Source organism: Pseudoxanthomonas sp. UC19_8 (genome assembly GCF_042700505.1).
Taxonomy (GTDB): domain Bacteria; phylum Pseudomonadota; class Gammaproteobacteria; order Xanthomonadales; family Xanthomonadaceae; genus Pseudoxanthomonas_A; species Pseudoxanthomonas_A winnipegensis.
The window spans coordinates 4,173,533-4,196,106 of sequence record NZ_CP170559.1 but is presented as its reverse complement, the minus strand read 5'-3'; the positions used below and the strand labels follow the sequence as shown (position 1 = coordinate 4,196,106).

The following is a 22,574-nucleotide window of genomic DNA, read 5'->3' as shown; positions in this document are numbered from 1 at the left end:
ACCACGTCGCGGCCTCCTTGTAGAGCGGAGCTTGCTCCGCTGGGGCCTTCCTCACGAAACGAACGAAGAGCAGCGGAGTCCCCGAAAAGGGGATTGCCACAAGCTCCGCTCTACAGAGATTTGGGAGTTGCTTCTCCCAAGGCCACCGCCCCTCGCGTCAGCCCAGCATCACCGAGGCGCGGCCTTCTGCCAGCAGCGTGCCGGCGTGCAGGATGCGGAAGCCGTACTGCTGGCTGTCGGGCGTGTGCATCAGCAGCTGGGCATGGCCTTCCAGCGCCTGCTCGAGGCCATCGAGCGTGTCCACGTGTAGCTGCACGCCGCGCAGCGCCACCAGCATGCCCGGTCGCACCGGCGCGCCGCTGGCCTGGCCGAGCAGGCCGCCGTGCACGGCCATGGCCTGGGCGCCGTATTCGCACAGGTGCACCGCGTGCAGCCGGCCATGCCGGCGCAGCGGATGGTCGGGCGCACGATGGCCGTGGCTGCGCAGGACCAGCGCCGTGTCGCTCCAGTCCAGCACCTCCTCCCACAGGCACATCAGGCCCTGGTGCGGCACCAGCCGTGCGATCTCCGCGCGCGTGCGCGGCAGCGCAACCTCAGCCATGCGCAGCGGCCTGCGCGCCGGGCGCATCGTCGCCGCGCGCGTGCTCGCGCGAGACCAGCAGCGCCAGCACGAAGTTGAACACCACGCCCATCGCCACGGTCGAACCGATCGCGCGCAGCACCGGGATGCTGGACAGGCCCAGCAGCACGAACACCAGCAGCGTCATCAGGCTGCACACGATCAGCGCGTGCAGGGTGCGGCGCTGGTCGGCCGCATCGTCGCCGGCATGGTCGAAGAACAGCGCGTAGTCCAGGCCCAGCCCGGCGCCGAGGATCAGCGAGATCAGGTGGAACAGGTTGAGCTCCACGCCCGCGCCGCGCAGCACCGCCAGGATCAGCAGCACGCTCAGGCCCATCGGCAGCAGCACGCGCACGATGCGGCGGCGCTCGCGCAGCGCCACGCTGACGGCGATGGCCAGCAGCACCGCGGCCACGCCCATGGCCACCAGCACGCGGTGGTAGGTGAGCACCAGCGTGCGCGAGGCCTCGCGCAGGTCCATCAGCTGCGCGCCCGTGCCGGCCAGCGCCGCGGTGAGCGCGGCCGGATCGCGCAGGCCGCTAAGCGAGACCAGGGCGGTGGTGTGGCCCTCGCCTTCCAGCAGCAGGCCCTGCACGCCCGTGGCCAGCGGCGTGTCGGCCAGGTCCGGCGCGTCCAGCGGCTTGGCGGTGCGCGCCTGCTCCAGGTCGGCCAGGAACGGGGCGAAGACATCGCTGCGGAACGGCAGCCCGGCGGTGGCCTGTTCCAGCATCGCGCGCGCCGCTTCCGGCGCGGGCAGCTGCGCCTGGCGCTTGCGCTGGGTCGCGATGGTCGGCAGATAGCGCGCGGCCATGTCGTAGCTGGCCAGGTTGCCGGCGGCGACCTGCGCGTCCAGGCGCGTGCGCAGGGCGGACGAGGCGGCCAGCGCGGCCTGCCGGTCGGGCGCCTGCAGGCTCAGCACGTACATCACGTCCGGCGCGCCCAGCTCGCTGCGCAGCTCCCCGTCCTGCATCAGCGATTCGCGCGGCACCGGGGTCAGCTTGGACAGGTCGTCCTGCCAGAACGGGGTCGGGCTGGCGACGATCACCACCGCCGCCACCACGGCCAGGCCCAGCAGCGACCAGCGCGGCCGCGGCAGGCGATCGATCAGTACGAACAGCCGCGCCATCAGCCGCGAGTCGGCATAGTCGCGCGGCGAGGGATCGATCAGCGCCGGCAGCAGCAGGCGCGTCAGCAGCGCCGCGCCACCCAGCCCGCAGATGGTGAACACCGCCAGCTGGCGCAGGCCTTCGACGCCGGAGAAGAAGAAGGTCACATACGCGATGCAGGTGGACACCACGCCGGTGGCCAGCGTCGGCCACAGATGGCGCGCGTTGGCGTACGGCGAGAGCCCCGGACGCTGATGGCTGAACAGATGGATCGGATAGTCCTGCACCACGCCGATCAGGGTGAAGCCGAAGGCCAGCGTGATGCCGTGTACCTGCTCGAAGCACAGCATCACCGCGACCATGCCCACCAGGCCGGCGCTGGCCAGCGGCAATACGCCCAGCAGCGGGATCTTCCAGCTGCGGTAGGCGATCAGCAGCAGCAGGATCAGTCCGCCGGTGTCGAGCATGCCGATCCACTGGGTCTCGTTCTGCGTGCGCGTGCTGATCTCCACCGAGAACGCGCCCGGTCCGGTCAGCAGCAGCTGGCTGGTGCTGCCCTTGGCCACCGCCTCGAACGCGGCGCGGATGCCGCCCACCGCCTGCTGCTGGCCGCTGGGATCGAAGCCGCCGGCCACCGTCTCCACCACCAGCAGCGCGCGCTTGCCGGCCTTGTCGAACCACACCCCGTCGATCAGCTGCGGCGTGCTGGCCGGCTGCAGGCGCTGGGCCACGTACAGCAGTTCGAGCGTGGGATCGCGCGGCAGCATCGGCTCGATCATCTCGGCCGCCGGCGAACCCAGGTCCTGCACGCGCTCGGCCAGTTCGGCGTGCAGCGTGGCCGCGTCCAGCGGATGGGCGTCATAGCGGTCGGTCAGCAGGAAGCGGTACGGCAGCCACTTGGCCGGGATCGCATCGCCCGGCGACACGTCGCCGTTGGCGACCATCGAGATCGCCTCGTGCTGGCTGGCCAGGCGCGCGCGCAGCGCCTTGGATTGCGCCGCCAGCGTGGCCTGGTCGCTGCCGGACAGGGCCAGCAGCAGCAGGCGCGAACCCGGGCCTTCGCCCAGCTCGTCCAGCAGCAGCTTCTGCGCCGGGGTGCGCGCCTCGGGCATGAACTTGCGCAGGTCGCCGGACAGCTTGAGCGTGCTGCCGATCCACGCGCCGAGCGCGAGCAGGAGCGCCAGCCAGAGCAGCGCCAGGCCGGTGCGCGCGACGGGCGGCAGACTCACCCGGCGTGGCCGCGGCACAGCGCGGTCAGGGCCGCGCCGTCATCCACGCCCTGGGCCGCATGCGCCGCGCCGGCCAGCAGCGTGCGCTGGGCCTGGCCCTTGGCGTCGGTGGTCTCGATGCAGCGCAGCTCGGCGCCCTGCCCGTAGAGCTGGATGCCGCGCACCGGCACCTTGGCCGCGGTGGCGTCCTTGGGGTCCAGGCGCAGCTGCCAGGCCTGGCGCGTTCCGGTGGCGCTGAGCGCGTAATGCTGCTCGAGCTGGCTGGCATCGCCGCTCAGCAGGGCGCCGAAGCCTTTTTGCAGATCGGCCAGCTCCGGCGCGCGCGCCAGCGAGAAGGTGCGCGTGGCCTTGCCGTCGCGCTCCAGCGTGGCGGTCTGGCCCTTCAGCGTGATCTTCTCGTGGTAGGGCGCGGTGACCTCGCGCACCAGGGTGGTGTCGGCCTGGCGCGCGTAGCGGCCTTCCACGCGCAGCGGCGCCTTGAGCAGGGCCGAGCCGCGCAGTTCGACGAACGGGGTGGAGATATCGCCGCTGCGGGCGATCTTGGACAGGATCCAGGCCGGATCGACCGCGTCAGGCGACGCGGCGGACAGCGGTGCGGCGCTGCACAGCAGCGTCAGCGTCAGCGCCCGGAACCACAGCGGCAGGATCCGGGTCGGGCTTGGTGTTCCAGAAATCATAGAAGTTGAACCAGTTGTAGGGCGCGGCGCACACATGATGCTCCAGCCGCGCGGCATAACCACGGATGAGTGCGCCCAGGGTCGCGGCGCGGTTGCGGCGCGGCACCTCCAGGCCTTCGCTGAAGGTCTCGAACGCCAGCGTGTAGCGCGCGCGGCCCTGGTACAGGCCGAAGGCCAGCACCACCGGCACCTTGAGCACCGCGCCGATCAGCCACGGCGAGGTCGGGAACTGCGCCTGCGCGCCGAGGAACTGCGCCGGCAGGCATGGGTCCTCCGGCCGCGCGCGGTCGACCAGCAGCGCGACCAGGTGGCCTTCGTCGGTGGCGTGCTTGATCGCCATGACGATCGAGGTGCTGTCCTGGCTGGCGTCGATGATGCAGTCGGCCAGGCGCGGGTTGAGCGCGGCCAGCATCTCGGTCATCGCCGGCGCCTGGGCCTTGTCCAGGACCACCTTGACCTGCACGTCCGGGCGCTCCTGGGCCAGCACGCGCAGCGCGTCGAAGCTGCCCAGGTGCGAGCCGAAGATCAGCACGCCGCGGCCCTTGTCCATCTGCGCATGCAGCTGGTCCAGGCCGGTGACGCCAACCTCGAACTCGCCCATGCGCCCGCTCAGCAGGAACACCCGGTCCAGGATCACCGCGGCGAAGGTGTGGATGTGGCGGGCGACATCGCGCCAGCGCACTGGGCGATGGAGCACGCGTGCCAGGTAGGCGCGCGAGGCGCGGCGCTCGGGCCCGCGCACGGCCATGAAGTACAGCGTGATCGGCCACAGCAGCGCGCGCGCCAGGCCGCGCCCGCCGTGGCAGGCGATGGCGCGCAGCACGCGCAGGGCCAGACGGTTGCCGCCCTCGGGGCGTTGCTTCCAGGCCGTGCTCATGCGGCCACCACCTCGCCGCTGGCCAGCACGGTGTCCGCGCGCAGCACGCGGAACTTCCAGCGCGGCGCGGCGCCGTCCAGCTCCACCCGCGCGGTCTGGTCCGGCAGCAGCGGCTGGACGAACTTCACCTGCGGCAGGCGCAGCGCGCCGGGCAACGGGCCGTGCGCGGCGGAGATCGCCTCCAGCACATGGTCCAGCAGCACCACGCCGGGCACGATCGGCTGGCCTGGGAAATGGCCCGGCAGGGCCGGGTGGTCGGACGCGACGGCGAATTCCATGCCCTGGCTCAGATCCGCGGTTCCAGCATCGTGCGCACGGCGTCGTGGACACGCTGGGTGAGCGCCTGGCGGTCCAGCGGGTCGCCGGGCTGGTGCGGGTCGATCGGCGTGCCGATGCGTACCCGGATGGTGCCGGGCCGCACGCGGAACAGGCCCTGCGGCGGCAGCACCTTGCCGCAGCCGTCCAGCGCCACCGGGATCACCGGCACGCCGGCGTCGATGGCGGCCTGCAGCAGCCCGGCCTTGAACGGCGCCAGCTCGCCGGTGCGGCTGCGCGTGCCCTCGGGGAACAGGCACAGGGTCTGCCCGGCGGCCAGCAGCGCGGCCGCCTGGCGACGCACGATCGCCCCGGCGCGACGGCTGTCGCGGTCCAGGAACAGCATGCCGGTGGCGCGCGCGTACCAGTTCACGAACGGCACCTTGCGCATCTCGTCCTTGAGCAGGAAGCGCAGCGGCACCGGCACGGCCATGTACAGCGCGCAGATGTCGATCACCGACTGGTGGTTGGAGACGACCAAATGCGGGCGCGACCAGTCGATGTCCTGCCCGCCTTCGACCACCAGTCTGGCGCCCGCCCCGGCCACCAGCACCGGCGCCCACACGCGCGGGGCCATGCGCAGCAGGCGCGCGACCGGCACGCCCAGCACGTAGAGCAGCAGCACCAGGCTGCACAGGGTGGCCGTCCAGAGCAGCGTGAACGCCAGTTGCAGCAGGTTCCAGGCGCCCCAGGCCAGTTGGCCCAGGGACCTCGACGGCTGCACGTCCATGTTCTCTGTCGAAATGCTCATGGCCGACAGGATACCCGGCCGCCGCGCACTTGGGCGGCGGGATTTTGCGATTTTTTAACGCCACTCCGGACCGCGCCCTTGGGCCGCGCGTGGCCGCCTTCAGCGCAGCACATCGCGCCAGAAGCCCGGCCCCAGCCGCGCCAGCTGGCGCACGAAGTCGACGAAGTTGCGGTACGGCCGCACCGGGAACCAGCGCGCGCGCAGCAGGTACTCGCCCAGGAAGAACCCGCCGATCACCCCGTAGCCGAGCAGGTTGGCGAACAGCGAGGCATGCGCGTCGGAGATCGACCAGGGCGAGGGCCGGCCCAGCTGCGCCAGCACGCCGCCGGGCACCGCGCACAGCGCCAGCACCAGGTTGGCGAGGGTCATGCCGGCCAGCAGCGCGGTCCAGGCCTGGGTCAGGCGCCGGGTGTAGCGGCGCTGGTCGTCGCTGAGCGGCTGCCCGGCCTGCGCGTAGAGCCCCTCGACGATGCGCCCGATCAGCGGCACCCGCCCGGCGCGCAGGCTGCGGCCGAAGAACCAGGCCACCCAGCCGGTGAAGACCACCGGCGGGGCGGTCAGCAGCAGCAGCGCATGCGGCGAGCGCCACAGCGGCACCAGGGCGGCCAGCAGCAGCGCGCCCAGCGCCCAGGCCCACCAGCGCCCCCGGGCGATCGGTTCGATCAGCAGCATCAGCACCAGCGCCGCGCCGGCCAGCACGGCCAGGTCGCTGCGGCCGCTGGCATTGGCCCAGTGCGCCAGCGGCGAATAGACCACGGCCAGCACCAGCGCCGCGCCGATCGCCCAGGGCGCGGCGTCGGCCGGCGCGCCCGGCTCAGGCGCGCGCATGGCGGGCCGGACGGACCGGAGCCTCAGACGGTCCGGTTGGCCTGGACATGGGCCGACAGCGCGCGCAGCGAGGCGAAGATGCGCTGGTTGTCCTCGTTGTCCGAGCGCAGCTGGAAGCCGTACTTCTTGCCGATCGCCAAGGCCAGCTCCAGCGCATCGATCGAGTCCAGGCCCAGGCCGGTGTTGAACAGCGGCGCCTCCGGGTCGATCGCGCCGGCGTCCACGTCCTCTAGGTTCAGACTCTCGACCAGCAGCTGGGCCAGTTCGTGTTCTTCGGGCGTTTGCGCGGACATGCGGCAGCGGTTTCCAGGGCGTTGAAGGTGCGACACGATGGTGCAAAGGACGGCCGCGCGCAACCTTCGGGCAATGTGGCCGCGCAGGCTATGATGACGCCCTTGTCAGGACTGCCACACGCGAAGGTTCGCGCCGCATGACCCCCGCCACCGCTGCCCAGCCCGCCGCCGATCCCGGCGCCGCCGCGGCCCTGGCCACCGCCCCGACTGGGGCGCCCGACGCCACGCCCGACGTGCTGATCGTCGGCGGCGGCCCGGCCGGCAGCACCGCGGCCATCCTGCTGGCCCGCGCCGGCTGGCGCGTGACCCTGCTGGAGAAGGACCACCATCCGCGCTTCCACATCGGCGAATCGCTGCTGCCGATGACCATGCCGCTGCTGGAACGGCTGGGCGTGCTGGAGGACATGCGCGCGATCGGCACGCTCAAGCTCGGCGCGGACTTCCCCGACGAGCAGGGCGGCTACAACACCTTCAAGTTCGCCCGCGCGCTGGACGCCAAGAGCCCGTTCGCCCTGCAGGTGCCGCGCGCGGACTTCGACCGGATCCTGTTCGACAAGGCCCGTAGCGAAGGCGTGGACGCGCACGAGGGCACGGCGGTGACCGGCGTGGCCTTCGAGGGCGAGCAACCCGTGGTGCGGGTGCGCCAGAACGGCGCCGAGCTGACCCTGCGCCCGCAGTGGCTGCTGGACGCCAGCGGCCGCGACGCCTTCCTCGGCGGCCGGCTCAAGCTCAAGCGCAAGAACCCGCGCCACCAGTCGGCCGCGGTGTTCAGCCACTTCCGCGGCGTGGCCCGGCGGCCCGGCGAGGACGCGGGCAACATCAGCATCTACCGCCATGCGCACGGCTGGATGTGGCTGATCCCGCTGCCGGACGATGTGATGAGCGTGGGCGCGGTGTGCTTCCCCGACTACCTCAAGACCCGCAGCGGCGATCTGGAAGGCTTCCTGCGCCAGACCCTGGCGCTGAACGACGAAGTCGCCCAGCGCATGGCCGGCGCCCAGCGCGTGGCCCCGGTCCACGCCACCGGCAACTACGCCTACGAATGCACGCGCATGAGCGGCCCGCGCTGGCTGCTGCTGGGCGATGCCTATGCCTTCGTCGACCCGATGTTCTCCTCCGGCGTGTTCCTGGCCATGCACAGTGCAGAACAGGGCGCGGCGATGGTCGATGCCGCGCTGCGCGCGCCGCGGCAGGCCACGCGCCTGCGCCGCCGGCTGCAGCGGCGGCTGGACGCCGGCCTGGACGAGTTCAAGTGGTTCATCTACCGCTTCACCTCGCCGACCATGCGCCACCTGTTCGCCAACCCGCGCGACGTGCTGGAGGTCGAATCGGCGGTGGTGGCGATGCTGGCCGGCGACGTGTTCGACAGCCCGCGCGTGCTGCGCCGGCTGCGCGTGTTCCGCCTGATCTACGCCGCGCACGTGGCGATCATGGTGCCGGCCGCCCTGCGCGCCTGGCGCAGGCGGCGACGCCAGCTGGCCGAGGGCTTTACCGGCGACACACTGCAGGCCGATTAAACTGATCGCGTGAACTCGCTCTCCGCTTCCGTGCCCCTCGACGCGTCCACCCTGACGGTGGACTACCTCCACGACACCACGCCGCAGGCGCTGCTGGCCGACGACCGCGTGCTGGCGGTGTTCGGCTTCGGCCCCGACGCACCCGTCGACGACGATCCGCGTTACCTGCGCGTGCCGCTGGCGCCCTACGGCGCGGCGCCGCTGGAGGTCTGGCGCAGCACCCGCCCGGTCGTGCGCGGGCGCGATGGCGCGATCGCCTCGGGGCAGCGACGGGACCCTGCAGTTCGGCGCGATCCAGATCGACGAGGTCGACGGCGACATCGAGACCGCCGCCGTCCAGGCCTATGCGCAGCTGTCCGGCTTCGTGCCCGACAGCGCCACCCCGCACCTGCTGCGCGTGTGGAACTACCTGGACGACATCACCGAAGGCGAAGGCGACGCCGAGCGCTACCGCCACTTCTGCGTGGGTCGCGCGCGTGGCCTGGGCCGCTTCGACACCGCGCAGCTGCCGGCGGCCACCGCGATCGGGCGCGTCGATGGCCGCCGCACCCTGCAGGTGTACTGGCTGGCCAGCCGCGAGCCGGGCACGCCGGTGGAGAACCCGCGCCAGGTCAGCGCCTATCGCTATCCACGCCAGTACGGCCCGCAGCCGCCGAGCTTCGCCCGCGCCATGCTGCCGCCGCCGTCGGTGCACGCTCCGCTGCTGCTGTCCGGCACCGCCTCGGTGGTCGGCCACCAGAGCCTGCACGGCGACTCCACCGCCGCGCAGCTGGAGGAGACCTTCGCCAACTTCGACAGCCTGCTGGCCAGCGCGCGCCGGCACCGGCCGACGCTGCCGGCCCAGTTCGACGCCAGCACCCGGCTGAAGGTCTACGTGCGCGACGCCGCCGAGCTGCCCCTGGCCGCCGACCTGCTCGCCCAGCGCCTGCCGGCCTCGGTGCCGCGCCTGATCCTGCACGCGGCCGTGTGCCGCCGCGACCTGCGCATCGAGATCGACGGCGTCCACGGCTGAGCGCGCCGTCGCCGCCATTGACCGAAGAGCCACCACGGTTCTCCCACCTGTAGAGCGGAGCTTGCTCCGCTGGGGCTTTCCCGCGAACCGAACGAAGAGCAGCGGAGCAAGCTCCGCTCTACACCGAGGCCGCGACCGGGTCAGGAGTCGCGTCGACTTTCGACCCAAACCCATCCCACGAAACGCGCGAGGCAGCGGGCCGGCGGGCGGTGTCCGCGCCGAGCGAGGCAGGATGCCGAGCGCACGAGTCGGGGCAGGATGCCCCGACCGAGGGAAGAGCTGCCACCGCCCGCCGGACCGCGGCCCTTCCGAAGCCAGCGCGCTCAAGCACCCAGGTCGCTCAACCGGGACAGAGGCCTTTAAAAGCCCTCGCCAAAAGCTCAATCACCGCAAAGCTTCGGCGTCACATCAGGCACGCCGCCATCGGGCGAGAACGGCAGACCGCCTTCCTCGGGCGCGGGCGCGCTCCAGTCCTGCTGCCACTGACGCGCCAGGGCATCGGCCTGCGCGAGCTGGGCAACGGACATGTTGCCCCGCAGCCAATCGATGTTGCGCTGGAGCGCGCCGGCGCGGAACCGCTGCATCGGCGCCTGCGCCTGCGCGGACTGCGTGCTGGCCAGCGCCTGCTGCGCCCGCAGATAGAGCGCCAGCGACTTGCTCGGATCCGGCGTCACCACCTGCGCCAGATACGTGCGCCGGCCGGTATCGCGTTGCGGCGAATACGCACCGGCCAGCGCCATCGTGGCCTGCAGACTGCCGCGCTCGGCCGCCTGCAGCGCCAGCCCTTCGGCCTCGTTGCGATAGATCTGCAGCTGCGGCAGCACCTGGAGCGTGTCGCGGGTGCGGAACGCGTTGCCGACCGCGTACTGCGTCAGCGCCGGCAGACTGCCGCCCAGCGCCGCATCGCGCCACAGGCCCGCGCGCTGGGCCGGCGACATCGCCGGCACCCCCTCGCAGCCTTCCGAATCCTGCAGCAGCTGCTGGCCGCGCGCGAGGGACGTGCGCTCCATGTTCTCCTGCGCCCTGGCGCGCCGCGCGGGCTCCATGCCCTCCAGCATGCGCTGCTGCTGCCGGGTCATGTCGTCGAACTGCGCCAGCTGCAGGCGCACGCGCTCGCACTGCTCCAGCTCGGCCGCGAGCCGGCAGGCCGCGCGCGCATCGCCGTTGCCGGCGCGCCGCTTGAGATCGTCGAACACCAGCCGCAGCGGCGTGCCCGTCGCCGGCAGCGGCGTGGTGCTGACCGGCAGCGCGCTGACGGTGGGCGTGGAGGTAGCGGGCGCGGCGGTCTCGGGCACGGGCACGGCGGCCTGCGTCGGCTCGGGCCTGGCGCGCAACGCCCACCACCCCAACCCCGCGAGCGCCGCGGCGAGCGCGACACCGGCAATCACCGCAGCCGGTTTCATGTCGCCTCCCCGAGCAGGCGCAGCACCTCGGCGCGCGGCAGCTTGCCGGTGTCGGTGCGCGGCAGCGCCTCGACGAAGCGCACCCGCCGCGGCAGGAACACCGGATCCATCGCCCCGCGCAGCGCGGCCAGCAGATCGCCCTCGGACAGGCCCAGCGCCACCACCAGCGCGGCGATGCGGCGCACCTTGCCGGGGCTGTCGAGCTGCACCATCACGCCATCGCGCACGCCGGGCACCGCGCGCAGGCGGCGGGTCAGGTCGGCCAGCGAGGCGCGCTTGCCGGCGATCTCCAGCAGATCGGCCTGGCGCCCGTGCACGATGAAGCGCCCGTCGCCGAGCACCTCGGTCAGGTCGGCCAGCGCCACCGGCTGGCGCAGATGCGGCGCGGCGATCAGCGTGCCGTCCGGCTGCGGCTGCACGCTCACCCCGGGCAGCGGGGTCCAGGCGCGTTCGATGGCGGTGCGGCGCCTGGCGAAGATGCAGGTCTCGGTCGAGCCGAAGATCTCGCGCACCTGGCCGCCGAAGCGCGCCTCGGCCTGGCGCGCCAGCGCCTGTTCCAGCGGCGCAGTCGCCGAGACGCAGCCGGCGATGGCCGGCAGCGACACGCCCGACTCGACCAGGGCGCGCAGGTGCACCGGCGTGGTGATCAGCATGCGCGGCGCGGGCACGTCGGCCAGCGCGCGCGCCACATCCTGCGGGAAGAACGGGCGCGCCCCGTGCAGCACCGCCTCGGTCAGCAGCGGCACCATCACCGACTGCTCCAGGCCGAACATGTGCTGGGCCGGCACGGTGGCGACGATGCTCGGCCGCGCGCCGTCCCACAGGTCGGCCATCGCCGCGACCAGCTGCGCGGTGCTGGCGCGGAACTGCGCCAGCGTCTTGGGGAAGGCCTTTGGCGCACCGGTGCTGCCGGAGGTGAAGGCCACGGCGAAGACCGCGTCCTCATCGACCTCGGGCACCGGGCCGTCGGCCTCGTCCAGCACCTCGGGCAGGCGCCAGTAGTGCGGCGGCGCGACGGCCAGCGCCTGGTCGCCCAGCGCGTAGGTCGCCGGCTGCCGAGCCATCACCTCGTCCACCACCGCCGGCGCGCGCGAGGGCGGCAGCAGGGTGACCTGCCCGCGCAGGGCCACCGCGCACAGGGCGACCATGAAGCGGTAGCGGTCCTCGCACAGGTTGACCGCATGGGTGCCGGCCGGCAGCCGCGCCGCCAGCGCACGCACCTGCGCGTGGAAGGTATGCAGCGCGATGTCGCGCCCGCCCGCGTGGGCGATCACCCGCCCGGGCGTTCCGGCCCCCAGCGCGCAGCGGCCTGCCGGGCGAGGCAGGGTTTCGATGACAGCCGACATGGCGTGGTGTGAGGTCCTCGTGCGTGACGCGCGCAGCCTGCCGGGCGCGTCCTGATGCGTCCTTGAATCAGTACTCCAGCAGGCGCAGCGCGGCATCGCGCGGCAGCTTGCCGGTCTCCCCGCGCGGCAGCGCGGCGACGAAGCGGATGCGCCGCGGCAGGAACACCGGGTCCATCGCCGTGCGCAGCTGCGCGAGCAGCTCGGTCTCGTTCATGCCCGGGGCGACGACCAGCGCGGCGATGCGGGCCACGCCCATCTCGTCGGGCGCCAGCTGCAGCACCGCGCCGTCGCGCACGCCGGGCACGGCCTGCAGGCGGCGGGTCAGATCGCCCAGCGAGGCGCGCTTGCCGGCGATCTCGAGCAGGTCGGCCTGGCGCCCGCGCAGGTGGAAGCGACCGTCGGGCTCGACCTCCATCAGGTCGGCCAGCGGCACCGGCTGCGGCAGGTGGCGCGCGTGCACCAGGGTGCCATCCGGCTGCGGCTGCACCCAGACGCCGGGCAGCGGGGTCCAGGCCGTGTCCAGCGCGGTGCGGCGCTTGGCGAAGATGCAGGTCTCGGTCGAGCCGAAGGTCTCGCGCAGCTCGCCGCCGAAGCGCGCCTCGGCCGCCTGCGCCAGCGCCTGCTCCAGCGGCGCGGTGGCCGAGACATAGCCGGCGATGGGCGGCAGCGACACGCCCGACTCGACCAGCGCGCGCAGGTGCACCGGCGTGGTCACCAGCACGCGCGGGGCCGGCATCTGCGCCAGCGCGCTGGCCACGTCCTGCGGGAAGAACGGCTTGCCGCCGTGCACGCAGGCGTCGCTCATCAGCGGCATCACCACCGACATCTCCATGCCGTACATGTGCTGCGGCGGCACGGTGGCCACCAGGCTGGGCGTGGCCTGGCCCCACAGGTCGGCCACGGCGCTGAGGTTCTGCGCGTTGCTGGTGCGGAAGGCCGCCAGGGTCTTGGGGAAGGGCTTGGGCGCGCCGGTGCTGCCGGAGGTGAAGCCGATGCAGACCACCGCGTCCTCGGGCACCTCCGGCACCGGGCCGTCCAGGTGGCCCAGCGTGCCGGGCAGGCGCCAGTAGCCGGCCGGGGCCGGGTCGATGGGCAGGTCGCCCAGCGCGTAGGTGTCGGCATGGCGGTCCATCACGTCGGCCACCACCGCCGGCGCGCGCGAGGACGGCAGCAGGGTCACCTGCCCGCGCAGGGCCACCGCGCAGAACGCCACCAGGAAGCGGTAGCGGTCCTCGCACAGATTGACCGCGTGGCGCCCGGCCGGCAGCTGCGCGGCCAGCGCGCGCACGTGGCCGTGGAAGGTGGCCAGATCGATGGCCGCACCGCCGCTGCGGGCGATGATCCGCGTGGGCGCCCCGAGGCCCAGCGGGCACAGGCCGGCGCGCTGCGGCGCGGATTCGACGACGGCTGACATCAAGACATTCCCCTGGCTGCACCCCGGTCCTGGTCGCCGGGCGAACGGTACTGTCGCCGCTGGGGCCCGCCCGGGCAAGTCGCCGTGACCTTGGTCCGATGCGCCCCGCGCGATGCCGCTGCTACCCTTCGCGGCTCTTTGTCGTCGAGAAGCGCCTGTTCATGCGCCTGCCCGTTGCCGTCCTGTCCTGCCTGCTGCTGTCGCCCGCCGCGCTGGCGCAATCGCCCACGCCGCTGACCATCGAACAGGTCATGGCCGACCTGGACTGGATCGGCCCGCCGGTCGAGGCGCCGCGCTGGACCTGGGACAGCCATGGGGTGGAATACGACCTCAAGCGCAACGGCTCGCCGATCCGCGACACCTTCCGCCAGGAGCTGGGCGCCAGCGCCGCCACGCGCGTGTCCGACGATGCGCGCGACACCCTGGGCGCGCCGGATGCCATCTACGATGCCAAACGCCAGCGCCAGGCCTTCATCCGCAACGGCGATGTGTTCGTGCGCAACCTGCGCAGCGGCGCGCTGACCCAGCTCACGCGCACGCTGGAGGACGAAAGCCAGCCGCAGTTCGCCAGCGACGGCGCGCTGGTGTGGCGGGTCGGCCAGCAGTGGTTCCGCTGGAACGGCACCGCCGTGGCCCAGGCCGCCCAGGCCAAGGCCGAGGACGATCCGGACAAGGCGCCCGAGGCCGACGTCCTGCGCGAGCAGCAGCTGCGCACCCTGTCCACCCTGGCCCGCGACCGCGAGCAGCGCGAGGCGCTGCGCCGCCAGGAGGCCGCCTGGCGCAAGGCCGACCCCAGCCGCGCGCCGGCGCCGGTCTACCTGGGCAAGGACGTGCAGATCAGTCAGACCGCGCTGTCCCCGGACGGGCGCTGGCTGCTGGTGGTCACGCAGAAGAAGGGCGCCGACGCCGGCCAGGCCGGCGAGGTCCCGCATTACGTCACCGAATCCGGCTACGCCGAGCAGCAGGAGGCGCGCACGCTGGTCGGGCGCAACTCGCCGATCCCGCAGGCGCTGTGGCTGGCCGACATGGCCAGCGGCACGGTCAAGCCGCTGAGCCTGGACACCCTGCCCGGCATCGCCAACGACCCGCTGGCCGAGCTGCGCAAGGCCGCCGGCAAGGAGCCGCTGAAGGGCAACCGCGCCGTGCGCGTGGAAAGCGACGGCGACGCCAGCGGCGCGGCGATCCACTGGAGCGCCGACTCGCGCAATGTCGCCCTGCTGCTGCGCGCCACCGACAACAAGGACCGCTGGATCGCCAGCGTGGACCTGGACAACGCGCGCCTGCAGGTGCGCGACCGCCTCACCGACCCGGCCTGGATCAACTGGAGCTTCAACGAGTTCGGCTGGCTGCCGGACAACCAGACCCTGTGGCTGCTGTCCGAGGCCAGCGGCCATTCCCAGCTCTATACCCAGCGCGGCAGCGAGAGGACCAAGGCACTGACCAGCGGCGCGTGGGAGGTGTCCGCGCCGCAGGTGGCGGCCGATGGCGAGGGCTTCTTCTTCCTGTGCAACCGCGCCGCGCCGGGCCGCTACGAGGTCTGCCGGACCGAACTGAAGACCGGCAAGGTGGCCGAGGTCACCGCGCTGGATGGCGGCGTGGAGGCCTTCAGCCAGTCGCCGGACGGGCGCTCGCTGCTGGTCCAGTACTCGGCCAGCTATCTGCCCAGCCAGCTGGCGGTAGTGCCGGCCGGCGGCGGCCAGGCCAAGGTGCTGACCGACACGCGCACGCCGGCGTTCAAGGCGGTGAGCTGGATCCAGCCGCAGCTGGTACAGGTGCCCTCGCGCCACGGCGCTGGTGCGATCTGGGGCAAGTTCTACGCACCGGCGCAACTGGTGCCGGGCAAGCGCTATCCGGTGGTGATGTTCGTCCACGGCGCCGGCTATCTGCAGAACGCCATCGCCGGTTATCCGCCCTACCCGCGCGAGCAGATGTTCCACAACCTGCTGGTGCAGCGCGGCTATCTGGTGCTGGACCTGGACTATCGCGGCAGCGCCGGCTACGGCCGCGACTGGCGCACGGCCATCTACCGCAACATGGGCCATCCGGAGCTGGACGACTACCTGGACGGCCTGGAATGGCTGGTGCGCGAGCACCAGGGCGACCGCGACCGCGCCGGCATCTACGGCGGCAGCTACGGCGGCTTCATGACCTATATGGCGCTGTTCCGCGCACCGGGCACGTTCAAGGCCGGCGCCGCGCTGCGCCCGGTGGCCGACTGGATGCAGTACAACCACGAGTACACGTCCAATATCCTCAACACGCCGGACATCGACCCGCAGGCCTATCGCGTCTCCTCGCCGATCGAGTACGCCGCCGGGCTGCAGGACCGCCTGCTGATCGCGCACGGCATGATCGACGACAACGTGTTCTTCAAGGACTCCATTGACATGACCCAGAAGTTGATCGAGCTGCACAAGGACAACTGGTCCATCGCGCCCTACCCGCTGGAGCGCCACGGCTTCACCCGCGCCGACTCCTGGCTGGACGAGTACAAGCGCGTGCTCAACCTGTTCGACGACACGCTCAAGCCCACGCCATGAGCGCGCCCGTCCCGCCGCCGCTGCCAGGCGCCGCGCCCTCGCCCCGCAGCGGGGCGCAGGGCTTCGTCACCGTGCTGGCCTGGATCACCCTGGCCCTGGCCGCGGTCGGCCTGGCCTACGGCGCGCTGCAGATGGCGATGGCCGGCCTGGTGTCCAGCCCGGCCTATCTGCAGCTGTTCGAGCCGGCCGGCCCGATGCCGCCGCTGATGCGCTGGATGCTGACCCATTACTTCGAGATCGGCCTGGCCGAGGCCATCGCCTCGCTGCTGCTGGCCTGGCTGGGCTGGGGCCTGCTCAAGCGCCGCGAATGGGCGCGCCTGGCCTTCATCGCCTACCTGGCGCTGGGCACGCTGGTTACCTACGGCTCGCTCTGGTACGTGCCGGCGATGACCGAGGCGTCGCTGGCGATGCAGCCGGGGCTGGGCGGCGCCGGTGGCGCGCTGCCGCCGGAGCTGGCAGGCCTGAAGACCGCCGCCATGATCTTCAGCGTGATCGTGGCGCTGGTGTTCACCGCGCTGCACGGGGCGATCATCTGGAAGCTGTGCACGGCGCCGGTGCGGGCGCAGTTCGGCAGCGCGCCGACGACGCGCCCGCGCTGAGCGCCACGAAGCGGCCCGTACACTTGCGCGCATGACCGACATCCCCAGCATCGACCTCGTCCGCGACTATCTGGCCGGACTGCAGGACCGCATCTGCACCGCCATCGAGGCCGCCGACGGCCAGGCCCGCTTCGTCGAGGATCGCTGGACGCGCGAGCCTCCAGCCGACGCCGCATCCGGAGCCACTGGCCCCTCCCTGGGCGGCGGCGGGCGCACGCGGATCCTGCGCGACGGCGCCGTCTTCGAGCAGGCCGGCATCGGCTTCTCCGACGTGTCCGGCAGCCGGCTGCCGCCCTCGGCCTCGGCCGCGCGGCCCGAGCTGGCCGGCGCCTCGTGGCGCGCGGTCGGCGTGTCGCTGGTGTTCCATCCGCGCAATCCGCATCTGCCCACCACGCATGCCAACGTGCGCCACTTCCGCGCCGAGCGCGACGGGCAGACGGTGGCGTGGTGGTTCGGCGGCGGCTTCGACCTGACGCCGTTCTATCCGGTCGATGCCGACGTGCTGCACTGGCATCGCACCGCGCGGGCGCTGTGCGCGCCCTTCGGCGGCCAGGCGCGCTACGAGGCGCACAAGCGCTGGTGCGACGAATATTTCTTCCTCAAACATCGCGGCGAGACGCGCGGCGTCGGCGGGCTGTTCTTCGACGATCTGCAGGACGACTTCGACGCCGACTTCGGCTATCTGCGCGCGGTCGGCGACGGTTTCCTCGAGGCCTATCTGCCGATCGTGGCCGCGCGCCGCGACACGCCCTATGACGAACGCGAACGCGACTTCCAGCTCTACCGGCGCGGGCGCTATGTGGAGTTCAACCTGGTCTACGACCGCGGCACGCTGTTCGGCCTGCAGAGCGGCGGGCGCGCCGAATCGATCCTGATGAGCCTGCCGCCGCTGGTGCGCTGGGAATACGGCTTCACTCCCGAGGCCGGCAGCGACGAGGCGCGCCTGGCCGACTATCTGCGGCCGCGCGATTGGTTGGCGGAGCTCGATTCCCGCTGACCCCGTGCGAGCCGCCCTTGTGGCCTTTGCTTCAATGGCGGCGATGAGGCTCTACCGTTCGGGCTCCACCGCCACCACTGACCGAAGAAGCCACAAGGGTGGCCTCTCCGTAGAGCGAAGCTTGCTCCGCTGCTCTTCATTTGGTACGTGGCGAAGGCACCAGCGGAGCAAGCTCCGCTCTACAAGATTTGTGGGGACAGGTGCGCCATGGAATGCATCAAGCCGCTACCCCGACTTGCCCTCGCGGGTCTCGATGGTGATGTGACCGTTGGTTTCCAGGATCGCCAGGCGGATGTCGCGCTCGTGCTCGCAGCCGGACTGGCGCATGGCCTTCTTGAAGTCCGACTCGGCCACCAACTGCTTGCGCAGCACCTCGGCGAAGACCTTGCCGTCGCGGGCCAGCACCGTGGCATGGCCCTCCACCAAGTGGCGAAAGCGCATCGAGCGCGCCGAGCCGAAGGCCACCAGCCAGTTCAACGCGATCAGCGTGGAGGCCATGATCAGCGCGCCGGTCAACGAGTTGTCGCCGCCGTTGATGCCGTTCTGCACGGCATTGCCGATCAGGATCAGCAGGATCAGATCGAACGGGGTGAACTGGCCGATGGCGCGCTTGCCGGAGATGCGCATCAGCACGGTGACCATCACATAGATCACCACCCCGCGCAGCACGAAGTGCCACCACGGCGCGGACAGGTCGAACAGATCGTGCATCGGGGCGGCATCGCAGGTGGCAACGGCGGCGTTATCACACGTGCGCCCCGCATCGGCAAGTGAAGAACCGGCGCCGTCCCAACGCCGGCTGAAGCGCGCGGCGACGGAAAGCCCTCGGAAAGGTCCGCTGCCTAACGTGGCGCCACCTCGAACCACGCACCAAGTCCCATGTCTCTTCGTTCCGTTCCCCTGCGCTGGACCGTGCTGTGCGACTTCGACGGCACCATCGGGCTGCGCGACACCATCGACACCTTGCTGCAGCGCTTCGGCCGTCCCGGCTGGGAGGCGCTGGAGGACGACTGGCTGGCCGGTCGCATCGGCTCGCGCGCCTGCATGCGCGGCCAGGTCGCGCTGCTGGACATGGATGCGGCCCAGTTCGAGCAGCATCTGTCGGGCCTGGACATCGATCCGGCCTTCCCCGCCTTCGCCGCGGCGGTGGCCGCGCGCGGCTGGCCGCTGGAGATCGTCAGCGACGGCCTGGATCTGCCGATCCGCCTGCTGCTGGCCCGCGAGGGCGTGGCGCCGCTGCCGCTGTACGCCAACCGCTTCCATCCGGTCGGGCAGCGCCGCTGGAACCTGGAATCCCCGCACCAGGCGCCCAGCTGCGGCGCCGGCACCTGCAAGTGCGCGCGCGCCGCGCAGGCGCGCCGTCACACGCCAAGCGGTCAGGTACTGCTGGTCGGCGACGGCACCTCGGACTTCTGCGTGGCCGGCCGCGCCGACTACGTGTTCGCCAAGCGCAAGCTGATCGCCCATTGCCGCGACCACGCGCTGGCGCACAGCGCCATCGAAGGCTTCGCCGAGGCGCTGGCGCTGCTGCCCGCCCTGGAATCCGGCGCACTGACCCGCCACGCCCCGCTCGTTTCTCCCGCCGTCGCCATCGCGTGACGCGGCTTCCCCTCCTGCTGCAAACGGACACTGCCATGAACCTGCTCCACACCCTCGCCCCGGCGCTCGAGGACGACGCCCAACTGCTGGCCGACGAGGCCCGCTACAGCTCCTTCGGCGATACCGTGCACTACGTCGATCCGCCCAAGGTATTCCACCGCTGCGAAGGCAGCTACATGTTCGACAGTGGACAGACGCCGTATCTGGATCTGCAGATGTGGTACTCGGCCTGCAACTTCGGCTATTCCAACAAGCGCCTCAACGACGCGCTCAAGCACCAGATCGACACCCTGCCGCAGGTCGCCAGCCAGTACCTGCACCCCACCCGCATCCAGCTGGCCAAGACCATCGCCCAGGATGTGGAAGGCAAGTTCGGCCTGCCTGGCCGCGTGCACTTCAACGTCGGCGGCGCGCAGGCCATCGAGGACTCGCTCAAGCTGGTGCGCAACTACAAGAACGGCAAGAGCCTGATGTTCGCCTTCGAGGGCGGCTACCACGGCCGCACCCTGGGCGCCTCCAGCATCACCTCCAGCTACCGCTATCGCCGCCGCTTCGGCCACTTCGGCGAGCGCGCGATGTTCATCCCCTTCCCCTATCCCTTCCGCCGGCCCAAGGGCATGAGCCCGGAGGAGTATTCGGACCACTGCGTGCGTCAGTTCGCGCGCCTGTTCGAGACCGAATACAACGGCGTGTGGGACCCCAAGGTCGGCCAGGCCGAATACGCGGCCTTCTATGTCGAGCCGATCCAGGGCACCGGCGGCTACGTGATCCCGCCGCAGAACTTCTTCCGCGACCTGAAGAAGGTGCTGGACCAGTACGGCATCCTGATGGTGGTCGACGAGATCCAGATGGGCTTCTGGCGCACCGGCAAGCTGTGGTCGATCGAGCACTTCGGCGTGACCCCGGACGTGCTGGTGTTCGGCAAGGCGCTGACCAACGGCCTGAATCCGCTGTCCGGCCTGTGGGCGCGCGAGGAGCTGATCAACCCGACCATCTTCCCGCCGGGCTCGACCCATTCCACGTTCAACTCCAACCCGCTGGGCACCTCGCTGGGGCTGGAAGTGATCCGCATGGGCTACGAGATGGACTACGAGCGCACCGTGCCGGAGAAGGGCGCGCACTTCCTGGACGGCCTGCGCGAGCTGCAGAAGCGTCACAAGGAGATCGGCGACGTCGACGGCCTGGGCCTGGCGCTGCGCGCGGAGATCTGCGAGGCCGACGGCTTCACGCCCAACAAGGCGCTGCTGGACCGCATGGTGGACATCGGCCTCGGGCGGCGAGCTCACGCACAAGGGCAAGCCGATCGGCCTGGTCCTGGACGTGGGCGGTTGGTACAAGAACGTCATCACCCTGGCGCCCTCGCTGAACATCACCCACGAGGAGATCGACCTGGCCATCGCCCTGATCGACCAGGCGCTGACCAAGGCCAAGCAGACCGTCTGATCCCCCACCGGCACCGGCCGCCTGCAGCGGTCGGTGCTTCGCGGAGCCGCCATGTACTCCTGTACCCAGCTCGAGCCCGATGCGCTGCTCGACAGCTTCCTGGCCCATCCGCCGCCTGGTTTCCAGGTCGAACGTCTGTCCAGCGGCCTGCCGCTGTTCCGTGCCCGCCTGGATCTGCTGACCACCGCCGACGATGCGCTGCGCCGGCGCGTGACCGGCCTTCCCGGCTATCGCCACTGGCGCCGCTGTCTGGAATGGCCGGCCTGTTTCATCGGCTGCACCGCCACCGAATACGCGCCATTGCCGCTGAGCGGCAGCGTGGAGGCGTTGGCCGACGAGGTGCTGGCGCAGGCGCGGCGCGCGCCGCTGCTGATCGTCAAGGATCTGCCCGACGACTCGCCCCTGCTCGGCCTGCACGGCAACCGCCGCGCCCAGGCCTTCGCCCAGGCGCTGGCCGAGCGCGGCTTCGTGCTGATGCAGGGCATGCAGCTGGCGTGGGTGCCGATCGACTTCGCCGACGAGGACGCCTATCTGGCGCGCCTGTCCTCCGGCCGCCGCCGCGACATCCGCCGCAAGCTGCGCTCGCGCGCCGACCTGCGCATCGAATGCCTGCCCACCGGCGCGCCGTGCTTCGACGAGCAGCACACGCTGGCGAGCTATTACGCGCTGTATCTCAACGTCTACGCGCAGAGCCAGATCCACTTCGACCAGCTCGACCGCGCCTTCCTCGACGGCCTGCTGCGCGACGGCGGCAGCGGCGGGCGCGTCTTCGCCTACTACCACGATCAGGCGCTGATCGGCTGGAACCTGTGCTACGAGCACGCCGGCATGCTGGTGGACAAGTACATCGGCCTGGCCTATCCGCAGGCGCGCCAGCACAACCTGTACGCGGTGAGCTGGATGCACAACCTCGAACACGCCCGCCGCCAGGGCCTGAGCCACTACGTGGCCGGCTGGACCGATCCGGAGATCAAGCGCTATCTCGGCGCGCGCCTCACTCCCACCCGGCACGCGGTGTATCCGCGCAATGCCCTGCTGCGCGGCCTGCTGCGCCGGCATGCGCACCGTTTCGAACACGAAGCCGGCAGCGTGCCGCAGGCCGAGGTGGCCGGATGAGCGCACCGCTGGTGCTGGACCTGGACGGCGCGGTCGGGCTGCTGCCGGGCGCGCGCGTGCTGCCGCTGCGCGCCTGGCAGGACGCGGTGCGCTTTGGCTGCGGCGTGGCCACGCTGGAACGGCTGGCCCGCGAGCTGCAGCCGGCGCTGGAGAGCGCGCACGGCACGGTGATGCTGGGCAGCGGCGACTTCCATCATCTAACCTGGCCGCTGGTGCGGCAGACGGCGGCGCGTCACGGCGGCCCGCTGCAGGTGGTGGTGCTGGACAACCATCCGGACAACATGCGCTACCCCTTCGGCGTGCACTGCGGCTCCTGGGTGCGGCGCGTGGCGGCCCTGCCGCAGGTGGCGCGCGTGCACATGGTCGGCCTGTGCTCGGCCGACGCCGGCACGCGCCATTGCTGGGAGAACGTGCTCGGCCCGCTGCGCGGCGGTCGCGTGCACTACTGGTGCCTGGGCGTGGACACGCGCTGGGCGCGTGCGCTGGGCTGCGGCAAGGCCGTGCACGGCTTCGCCGACAGCGCCAGCCTGCTGGACGCCTTCGCCGCACGCGCCGACGCCGCACTGCCGGTCTATCTGTCCATCGACAAGGACGTGTTCGGCGAGGACGTGGCCCGCACCAACTGGGACCAGGGCCGCTTCCAGCTGGCCGATGCGCGGCGCCTGATCGACGAACTCTCCGCGCCGATCGTCGCCAGCGACATCACCGGCGAGATCTCGCACCATCGCTACCGTCAGCCGTTCAAGCGCCTGCTCTCCGCGCTGGACGGCCAGCAGCCGCCCGATCCGAATGTCCTGCCCCTATGGCAGGCCGGCCAGCACGCCCTGAACGCGGCGCTGCTGCCCCTGATCGCCGCCGCCTCGGTCGCGGCCTGACAGCCCGCGTCGCGCCGC

19 protein-coding genes and 2 pseudogenes are annotated in these 22,574 nt (G+C 71.7%); 9 read left to right on the top strand and 12 right to left on the bottom strand.

Features of this window, described 5'->3' with window-relative positions:
- Positions 1-157 precede the first annotated feature (157 nt).
- From ACFJIT_RS18460 to ACFJIT_RS18425, 8 genes are all read right to left on the bottom strand, one after another.
- On the bottom strand, positions 158-601 hold the full coding sequence (locus ACFJIT_RS18460) for a phosphotransferase (protein WP_379654536.1): 444 nt from the start codon (positions 599-601) through the stop codon (positions 158-160).
- The gene (locus tag ACFJIT_RS18455; RefSeq protein WP_379654535.1) at positions 594-2,954 is read right to left on the bottom strand and encodes an MMPL family transporter; all 2,361 of its coding nucleotides are present in this window, start codon (positions 2,952-2,954) and stop codon (positions 594-596) included. Before ACFJIT_RS18455 ends, ACFJIT_RS18460 begins: the two co-directional genes overlap by 8 nt.
- Entirely contained in the window at positions 2,951-3,631 is a 681-nt protein-coding gene (locus ACFJIT_RS18450) for a LolA-related protein (RefSeq protein WP_306995138.1), read from the bottom strand. The genes ACFJIT_RS18455 and ACFJIT_RS18450 overlap by 4 nt, the downstream gene beginning before the upstream one ends.
- Entirely contained in the window at positions 3,525-4,508 is a 984-nt protein-coding gene (locus ACFJIT_RS18445; RefSeq protein ID WP_379654534.1) for an acyltransferase, read from the bottom strand. The genes ACFJIT_RS18450 and ACFJIT_RS18445 overlap by 107 nt, the downstream gene beginning before the upstream one ends.
- Positions 4,505-4,786, bottom strand: coding sequence for a hypothetical protein (locus tag ACFJIT_RS18440; protein WP_340649829.1), 282 nt, complete (start codon positions 4,784-4,786; stop codon positions 4,505-4,507). Before ACFJIT_RS18440 ends, ACFJIT_RS18445 begins: the two co-directional genes overlap by 4 nt.
- A gap of 8 nt (positions 4,787-4,794) precedes the next feature.
- Positions 4,795-5,547, bottom strand: a complete 753-nt coding sequence (locus ACFJIT_RS18435; RefSeq protein ID WP_379655806.1) for a lysophospholipid acyltransferase family protein — start codon at positions 5,545-5,547, stop codon at positions 4,795-4,797.
- A gap of 126 nt (positions 5,548-5,673) precedes the next feature.
- Positions 5,674-6,402 carry a ketosynthase gene (locus tag ACFJIT_RS18430; RefSeq protein WP_379654533.1) on the bottom strand — a complete coding sequence of 243 codons (729 nt, stop codon included), beginning with the start codon at positions 6,400-6,402 and terminating at the stop codon, positions 5,674-5,676.
- A 23-nt stretch (positions 6,403-6,425) separates the two neighbouring features.
- Positions 6,426-6,695, bottom strand: coding sequence for a phosphopantetheine-binding protein (locus tag ACFJIT_RS18425; RefSeq protein ID WP_130521821.1), 270 nt, complete (start codon positions 6,693-6,695; stop codon positions 6,426-6,428).
- A 233-nt stretch (positions 6,696-6,928) separates the two neighbouring features.
- Between ACFJIT_RS18425 and ACFJIT_RS18420 the strand changes: the two genes are divergently transcribed.
- Both ACFJIT_RS18420 and ACFJIT_RS18415 read left to right on the top strand, forming a co-directional pair.
- Positions 6,929-8,212, top strand: a complete 1,284-nt coding sequence (locus tag ACFJIT_RS18420) for an NAD(P)/FAD-dependent oxidoreductase (RefSeq protein ID WP_379655805.1) — start codon at positions 6,929-6,931, stop codon at positions 8,210-8,212.
- A 9-nt stretch (positions 8,213-8,221) separates the two neighbouring features.
- A pseudogene (locus tag ACFJIT_RS18415) lies at positions 8,222-9,224 on the top strand (pteridine-dependent deoxygenase).
- Between the two features lie 380 nt (positions 9,225-9,604).
- Here ACFJIT_RS18415 and ACFJIT_RS18410 read toward each other — a convergent pair.
- From ACFJIT_RS18410 to ACFJIT_RS18400, 3 genes are all read right to left on the bottom strand, one after another.
- Positions 9,605-10,627: a hypothetical protein gene (locus ACFJIT_RS18410; protein WP_379654532.1), complete on the bottom strand. Its 1,023-nt coding sequence runs from the start codon at positions 10,625-10,627 to the stop codon at positions 9,605-9,607.
- Complete coding sequence (locus tag ACFJIT_RS18405; RefSeq protein WP_379655804.1) at positions 10,624-11,961, bottom strand: AMP-binding protein; 1,338 nt, start codon at positions 11,959-11,961, stop codon at positions 10,624-10,626. Before ACFJIT_RS18405 ends, ACFJIT_RS18410 begins: the two co-directional genes overlap by 4 nt.
- A gap of 79 nt (positions 11,962-12,040) precedes the next feature.
- Positions 12,041-13,387 (bottom strand): AMP-binding protein, encoded by a 1,347-nt coding sequence (locus tag ACFJIT_RS18400; RefSeq protein ID WP_379654531.1) that lies wholly within the window; start codon positions 13,385-13,387, stop codon positions 12,041-12,043.
- 161 nt (positions 13,388-13,548) lie between these two features.
- On the opposite strand from ACFJIT_RS18400, the gene ACFJIT_RS18395 reads away from it, so the two are divergent.
- From ACFJIT_RS18395 to hemF, 3 genes are read left to right on the top strand one after another with little or no spacing between them, the layout of a single operon-like run.
- Positions 13,549-15,927 carry a prolyl oligopeptidase family serine peptidase gene (locus tag ACFJIT_RS18395; RefSeq protein WP_379654530.1) on the top strand — a complete coding sequence of 793 codons (2,379 nt, stop codon included), beginning with the start codon at positions 13,549-13,551 and terminating at the stop codon, positions 15,925-15,927.
- Entirely contained in the window at positions 15,924-16,526 is a 603-nt protein-coding gene (locus ACFJIT_RS18390; protein WP_379654529.1) for a hypothetical protein, read from the top strand. The genes ACFJIT_RS18395 and ACFJIT_RS18390 overlap by 4 nt, the downstream gene beginning before the upstream one ends.
- 31 nt (positions 16,527-16,557) lie before the next feature.
- Complete coding sequence (gene hemF, locus ACFJIT_RS18385) at positions 16,558-17,523, top strand: oxygen-dependent coproporphyrinogen oxidase (RefSeq protein WP_379654528.1); 966 nt, start codon at positions 16,558-16,560, stop codon at positions 17,521-17,523.
- A gap of 225 nt (positions 17,524-17,748) precedes the next feature.
- On the opposite strand, the gene ACFJIT_RS18380 is transcribed toward hemF, so the two are convergent.
- The gene (locus ACFJIT_RS18380) at positions 17,749-18,234 is read right to left on the bottom strand and encodes a DUF421 domain-containing protein (protein ID WP_130521815.1); all 486 of its coding nucleotides are present in this window, start codon (positions 18,232-18,234) and stop codon (positions 17,749-17,751) included.
- Between the two features lie 189 nt (positions 18,235-18,423).
- On the opposite strand from ACFJIT_RS18380, the gene ACFJIT_RS18375 reads away from it, so the two are divergent.
- The 4 genes and pseudogenes from ACFJIT_RS18375 (at position 18,424) to ACFJIT_RS18360 (ending at position 22,556) form a co-directional block, all read left to right on the top strand.
- Positions 18,424-19,122, top strand: coding sequence for an HAD-IB family phosphatase (locus ACFJIT_RS18375; RefSeq protein WP_379655803.1), 699 nt, complete (start codon positions 18,424-18,426; stop codon positions 19,120-19,122).
- Between the two features lie 35 nt (positions 19,123-19,157).
- Positions 19,158-20,565, top strand: a pseudogene (locus ACFJIT_RS18370) (aspartate aminotransferase family protein).
- Positions 20,566-20,616: 51 nt separating this feature from the next.
- Entirely contained in the window at positions 20,617-21,681 is a 1,065-nt protein-coding gene (locus ACFJIT_RS18365) for a GNAT family N-acetyltransferase (protein ID WP_379654527.1), read from the top strand.
- Positions 21,678-22,556, top strand: a complete 879-nt coding sequence (locus tag ACFJIT_RS18360) for an arginase family protein (protein WP_379654526.1) — start codon at positions 21,678-21,680, stop codon at positions 22,554-22,556. Before ACFJIT_RS18365 ends, ACFJIT_RS18360 begins: the two co-directional genes overlap by 4 nt.
- The last annotated feature ends 18 nt before the right edge of the window (positions 22,557-22,574 follow it).